The 5,726-nt window shown below is 68.3% G+C and carries 6 protein-coding genes; all 6 read left to right on the forward strand.

The window, feature by feature from the left end:
- Positions 1-195, forward strand: a 195-nt coding sequence (locus tag DBR34_RS09440) for a flagellar biosynthetic protein FliO (RefSeq protein ID WP_146186806.1), incomplete at its 5' end; no start/stop codon positions are given.
- A 2-nt stretch (positions 196-197) separates the two neighbouring features.
- Entirely contained in the window at positions 198-983 is a 786-nt protein-coding gene (fliP, locus tag DBR34_RS09445) for a flagellar type III secretion system pore protein FliP (protein WP_038688484.1), read from the forward strand.
- 1 nt (position 984) lies between these two features.
- Positions 985-1,254 (forward strand): flagellar biosynthetic protein FliQ, encoded by a 270-nt coding sequence (locus DBR34_RS09450; RefSeq protein WP_038688486.1) that lies wholly within the window; start codon positions 985-987, stop codon positions 1,252-1,254.
- Positions 1,255-1,260: 6 nt separating this feature from the next.
- On the forward strand, positions 1,261-2,052 hold the full coding sequence (fliR, locus tag DBR34_RS09455; protein WP_128096596.1) for a flagellar biosynthetic protein FliR: 792 nt from the start codon (positions 1,261-1,263) through the stop codon (positions 2,050-2,052).
- Positions 2,053-2,228: 176 nt separating this feature from the next.
- Positions 2,229-4,370, forward strand: coding sequence for an EAL domain-containing protein (locus tag DBR34_RS09460; RefSeq protein WP_128096597.1), 2,142 nt, complete (start codon positions 2,229-2,231; stop codon positions 4,368-4,370).
- Between the two features lie 65 nt (positions 4,371-4,435).
- Positions 4,436-5,566: a flagellar biosynthesis protein FlhB gene (gene flhB, locus DBR34_RS09465; RefSeq protein WP_128096598.1), complete on the forward strand. Its 1,131-nt coding sequence runs from the start codon at positions 4,436-4,438 to the stop codon at positions 5,564-5,566.
- The last annotated feature ends 160 nt before the right edge of the window (positions 5,567-5,726 follow it).

Genomic DNA, 5,726 nt, shown 5'->3' on the forward strand with positions numbered 1-5,726 from the left:
GTGGTGGTGGAGGTCAACGGTGAGCAGCTGCTGCTGGGCGTCACCGCCGGCGGCATCAACACCCTGCACCACCTGCCCGAAGCGCTGCCGACGCCGGCCCCGGCGCGCCTGCCGGACCTGAAGAACCTGCCGAACCTCAAGAACCTCCCGAATTTCGCCCAGCTGCTGCAACAGCGGCTGCGCAAGGAACCCTGATCATGCGTGGCCCGAACGCCTCCTGGACCCGTTACCTGCCGTTGCTGCTGCTCCTGCTGTTGTGTGCGCTGCCGGCGCTGGCGATGGCCGCCCCCGGCCTGCCCGGCACCCCGGCACTGCCGGACGTGAATGTCGGCAAGATCGGCGGCCAGCCGGTCAGCCTGCCGCTGCAGACCCTGCTGCTGATGACGGCGATCACCCTGATCCCGTCGATGCTGCTGGTACTGACCGCCTTCACCCGCATCATCATCGTGCTGGGACTGCTGCGCCAGGCGCTGGGCACCGGCCAGACCCCGTCCAACCAGGTGCTGCTGGGCCTGGCCCTGTTCCTCACCGCGATGGTGATGCTGCCGGTGTGGCAGAAGGCCTGGGGCAGCGGCATGGCGCCCTACCTCAACGGCGAGATCGACTTCCAGACCGCCTGGACGCTCACCACCCAGCCGCTGCGCGCCTTCATGCTGGCGCAGATCCGCGAAACCGACCTGATGACCTTCGCCGGCATGGCCGGGCACGGCACCTATTCCGGCCCGGACGCGATTCCGTTCCCGGTGCTGGTGGCCTCGTTCGTCACCAGCGAACTGAAGACCGCTTTCGAAATCGGCTTCCTGATCTTCATCCCGTTCGTGATCATCGACCTGGTCGTGGCCAGCGTGCTGATGTCGATGGGCATGATGATGCTGTCGCCGATGCTGGTCTCGGCCCCGTTCAAGATCCTGCTGTTCGTGCTGGTCGACGGCTGGGTCCTGGTGGTCGGCACGTTGGCCGCCAGCTTCAACGCGGTGCAGTGACATGACGCCCGAACTTGCGTTGACCGAACTGCGTGGCGGCCTGATCGTGGTGCTGTGGGTGGCCGGCCCGCTGCTGCTCACCGTGCTGATCGTCGGCGTGGTGGTGGGCGTGGTGCAGGCGGCCACCCAGCTCAACGAGCCCACCATCGCCTTCGTGGCCAAGGCGGCTGCGCTCACCGCCGTGCTGTTCGCGCTGGGCAGCCTGCTGATCGGCCAGCTGGTGGAGTACACCACGCTGCTGTTCCAGCGCATCCCGCACCTGATCGGGTAGCAGGCCATGGATTCCGCCACCCAGATGGCTGCCGACGGCCTGCAGGCCTTCGGCATGATCGGCACCATTCTGTGGACCATGCTGCGCATCGGCGCCATGCTGATGGCGATGCCGTTGATTGGCACCCGTGCGGTGCCGTCGCGGGTGCGCGTGGTGCTGGCCGGTGCCTTGGCCGTGGCGCTGTCGCCGCTGCTGCCGCCGGTACCGCAGTGGACCGGATTCGATGCGGCCACCGTGTTGAGCATCGCCCGCGAACTGGCCATCGGCGTGTCGATCGGCTTCCTGCTGCGGCTGGTGTTCGAAGCCGGTGCCATGGCCGGCGAGCTGGTCGCCCAGGGCACCGGCCTGGCCTTCGCACAGATGAGCGATCCGCTGCGTGGCGGCAGCTCCGGCGTGATCGGCCAGTGGTTCTACCTGCTGTTCGGCCTGCTGTTCTTCAGCACCAACGGCCACCTGGCCTTGATCTCGCTGCTGATGGACAGCTACAAGGCGGTGCCGATCGGCACGTCGCTGCCCGATATCGATGCCTTCCTCGGTGCCGCACCGACGTTTGCCCTGCAGGTGTTCCGCGGTGCGCTCAGCCTGGCGTTGCCGCTGACGGTCGCGATGCTGGCGATCAACCTGGCGTTCGGCGTGCTGGCCCGTGCCGCGCCGGCGTTGAACCCGATCCAGCTGGGCCTGCCGGTGGCGCTGCTGCTGGGCCTGTTCCTGCTGACCGTACTGGCCGGCGAAATGGGCCCGCCGGTGCAACGCCTGTTCGATGCCGCCTTCCAGGCGGCCGACGGCGTGACCCACTGATTCACCCCGCCCTCACGAAAAAGTGCGCGCGGACACTTGCCCTCCCCCCCATCGTTGGCGGTAGGCTGTAGTCACCGCCCGCGGTCCGGGGCCGGGAGCCGTACGCGCCGGGGAAAGGCACGTGCGGCCTGCATGCCCAACGCCATTGCAGATGTGCTGACCAAGGAGAGTCATCGATGCTCGACGGCAGCTACACACCGTGGTTGGTCGTGGTTTCGCTGCTGGTCGCCACGCTCGCGTCGTTCACCGCGCTGGACATGGCCAATCGGATCACCACCGCCCCCAGCGCGCGGTTGAGCACGTTATGGCTGTTCGGCGGCGGTTGCGCGATGGGGCTGGGCATCTGGTCGATGCACTTCATCGGCATGCTCGCCTTCCGCCTGCCCATTCCACTGGGCTACGACGTGGGCTGGACCGCGGTGTCGCTGCTGGCCGCGATGGCCTCCTCGATCTTCGCCCTATGGCTGGTGTCACGCCCCACCCTGCCGCACTCGCGGCTGGCCCTGGGCGCCCTGCTGATGGGCAGCGGCATCGCCTCCATGCACTACCTGGGCATGGCGGCGATGCGCATGCAGCCCGGCATCGATTACCACCCCGGCTGGCTGGCCGCGTCGCTGCTGATCGCACTGGCGGCCTCGTGGACCGCGTTGTTCGTGGCCTTCCGGCTGCGCCACAGCCAGCGCCGCATGCGCCACCGGCTGATGCCGGCCGTGCTGCTGGGCAGCGCCATTGTCGGCATGCACTACACCGGCATGGCCGCCGCGCGGTTCCCGGCCGGCAGCATCTGCGGCGCCGCCGCTGGCGATGGCCTGCAGGCGCAGTGGCTGGCCGCGCTGGTGCTGGTACTTACCACCGCGATCCTGGCCGTGGTGCTGATCGTGTCCTGGCTGGACCAGCGCATGCAGGCGCACCTGCTGCGCCTGCGCAATGAAACCCTGCGCAGTTCGCTGGACGACGCCCAGGCCGAGCTCACCCAGGCCGCCCTGCATGACCCGCTGACCCGCCTGCCGAACCGCCTGCTGCTGCAGCAGCGGATCGAGCAGGCCCTGGCCGAGGCCGAACAGCGCGGCAGCCGCTTCGCGGTGATGTTCATGGACCTGGACGGGTTCAAGCAGGTCAACGATGCCTACGGCCACCAGACCGGCGACGCGCTGCTGGTGGCGGTGGCCGAGCGCACGCGCCAGCTGCTGCGCCCGACCGATGTGCTGGCCCGCCTGGGCGGCGACGAGTTCGTGCTGGTGGTGCGGATCGACAACGACGAAGACATCGCCACGCTGGCCAGCCGCATCCTGCAGGCGGTGGGGGGCGGCCCGCTGCTGCCGGACCACGAGCTGCAGGTCACCGCCAGCATCGGCATCGCGATCTGCCCGGACCACGCCGCCAGCGAGCGCCAGTTGATGGGCTTTGCCGACGCGGCGATGTACCAGGCCAAGGAGGCCGGCCGCAACGCCTACGCGGTGTTCTCCGACTGGATGAACGACAGTGCCGAGCAGCAGTTCCAGCTGCTGGCCGACCTGCGCCGGGCGATCGGCACCGACCAGCTGTTCCTGCACTACCAGCCCAAGATCCGGGTGGCCGGCCAGGGGGTCAGCGGGGCCGAGGCCCTGATCCGCTGGCGCCACCCGCAGCAGGGCCTGATTCCGCCGGACCGCTTCATCCGGCTGGCCGAGCGCAGCGGTGTCATCAACGAGATCGGGCGCTGGGCGCTGGGCGAAGCGTGCCGCCAGTTGCGCCAGTGGCAGGACGCCGGCCACGAAAGCTGGACGGTGTCGGTGAACCTGTCGCCGATCCAGTTCAGTTCGCCGCACCTGCTGCAGGAGGTACGCGACGCGCTGCGGACCCATCGGCTGGAGCCGCGGCGGCTGGTGCTGGAGATCACCGAAAGCACGGTCATGCGCGACACCGAGGCCAGCCTCACCCTGCTGCAGGGCATGGCCAGCCTGGGCGTGGGCATTTCCATCGACGACTTCGGCACCGGCTATTCCAGCCTGCTGTACCTCAAGCGCCTGCCCGCCACCGAGATCAAGATCGACCACGCCTTCGTGCGCGACCTGGAAACCAGCTCGGAAGACGTGGTGATTGTCTCGGCGATTGTCGCGCTGGGCCACGCGCTGGACATGGACATCGTGGCCGAAGGCGTGGAAACCACCGGCCAGCGTGCCTATCTGGAGCGGTTGGGCTGCGACTATCTGCAGGGCTACCTGCTGGGCCGCCCGGTCGATCCGGAGCGCTTCATGCAGCTGCACGACCACCCGCGCCCGCGGGTGGAGATCGCCGCCGGCTACGGCGGCAAGGCTGCAGGCGCCGGCACCCGGTAGGGTCGCGCCCCGTCACGGAACGGTTCTTGCACGACCCCGGGTAATCCCCCCGTGTCGTGCAGCCCATGTCCGAGAACGAACAAGCCGGCGAAAAGACCGAGCAACCTACCGAAAAACGCCTGCGCGATGCCCGCGAGCAGGGCAACATCCCGCGCTCGCGGGAGTTGGCCACCGCCGCGGTGTTCGGCGCCGGCGTGCTGGCGCTGATGGCCTATGCGGGCACCATCAGCAGCAGTGCCAAGGCCTGGATGAAGCTGGCGCTGAGCCCGGAACCCGGCCTGCGCATGCACCCCCAGGCCCTGTTCGGCCACTTCGGCGAGCTGTTGCTGCAGCTGCTGTGGGCCATGTGGCCGCTGGTGCTGATCTGCCTGCTGGCCAGCTTCCTGTCACCGGTGCTGATGGGCGGGCTGCGCTGGTCGAACAAGTCGCTGATGCCCGATTTCAAGCGGCTCAGTCCGATGGCCGGGATGAAGCGCCTGTACGGGCCCGAAGCCATTGCCGAATTCACCAAGTCCTTGCTGCGCATCGCTTTTGTCGGCACCGCCGCCGGGCTGGTGGTCTGGCATGGCACCCGCTCGCTGCGCGACCTGCTCAACCAGCCGCTGGAAGCAGCCATGGTGCATGGCCTGGGCTTCACCCTGAAGCTGATGCTGGCCACCGGCGGGGCGATGATGCTGCTGGCGGCCTTCGATGCGCCGTACCAGCGCTGGAACTGGATGCGCAAGCTGAAGATGACCCGCGAAGAGCTGCGCCGGGAAATGAAGGAAAGCGAAGGCAGCCCCGAAGTGAAGGGCCGCATCCGCCAGCTGCAGCAGCAGCTGTCCAACCGCCGGATGATGGAAGCGGTGCCCACCGCCGACGTGGTGGTGGTCAACCCCACCCACTACGCGGTGGCCCTGAAGTACGAGGGCGGCAAGATGGGCGCCCCCACCGTGGTGGCCCTGGGCGTGGATGAAACCGCCCTGCGCATCCGTGAAGTAGCCGACGGCAACAAGGTCGCCATCGTCTCCGCCCCGCCTTTGGCACGCGCCTTGTATCGGGAAGGTCAACTTGGAAAGGAAATTCCCGTGAGACTGTATTCGGCCGTTGCCCAGGTCCTGTCCTACGTTTACCAGCTGCGCACCTGGCGCGGCGGCCCGATGCCGGCCGCGCCCCGCATCGATGTGGATGAATTCGGCACGGGAGGCCGCGCATGAGCGCCCAATCCGTCGGTGCCGGCATGAACGCGCGCAAGGCCCTGGACATGATCCGCAATGGCCTGGGCGCTCCGCTGATCGTACTGGCGCTGCTGGCCATGGTGGTGGTGCCGCTGGCCCCGCCGGTGCTGGATGCGCTGTTCACCTTCAACATCGCCAT

The organism is Stenotrophomonas sp. HMWF003 (genome assembly GCF_003061285.1).
Taxonomy (GTDB): Bacteria; Pseudomonadota; Gammaproteobacteria; order Xanthomonadales; family Xanthomonadaceae; genus Stenotrophomonas; species Stenotrophomonas maltophilia_AP.

What these genes read in the sequence shown, in the direction of transcription:
- DBR34_RS09460 (WP_128096597.1), top strand. Translation starts at nt 2,229, where the DNA reads ATGCTCGACGGCAGCTACACACCGTGGTTGGTCGTGGTTTCGCTGCTG.
- flhB (WP_128096598.1), top strand. Translation starts at nt 4,436, where the DNA reads ATGTCCGAGAACGAACAAGCCGGCGAAAAGACCGAGCAACCTACCGAA.
- fliP (WP_038688484.1), top strand. Translation starts at nt 198, where the DNA reads ATGCGTGGCCCGAACGCCTCCTGGACCCGTTACCTGCCGTTGCTGCTG.
- fliR (WP_128096596.1), top strand. Translation starts at nt 1,261, where the DNA reads ATGGATTCCGCCACCCAGATGGCTGCCGACGGCCTGCAGGCCTTCGGC.
- DBR34_RS09450 (WP_038688486.1), top strand. Translation starts at nt 985, where the DNA reads ATGACGCCCGAACTTGCGTTGACCGAACTGCGTGGCGGCCTGATCGTG.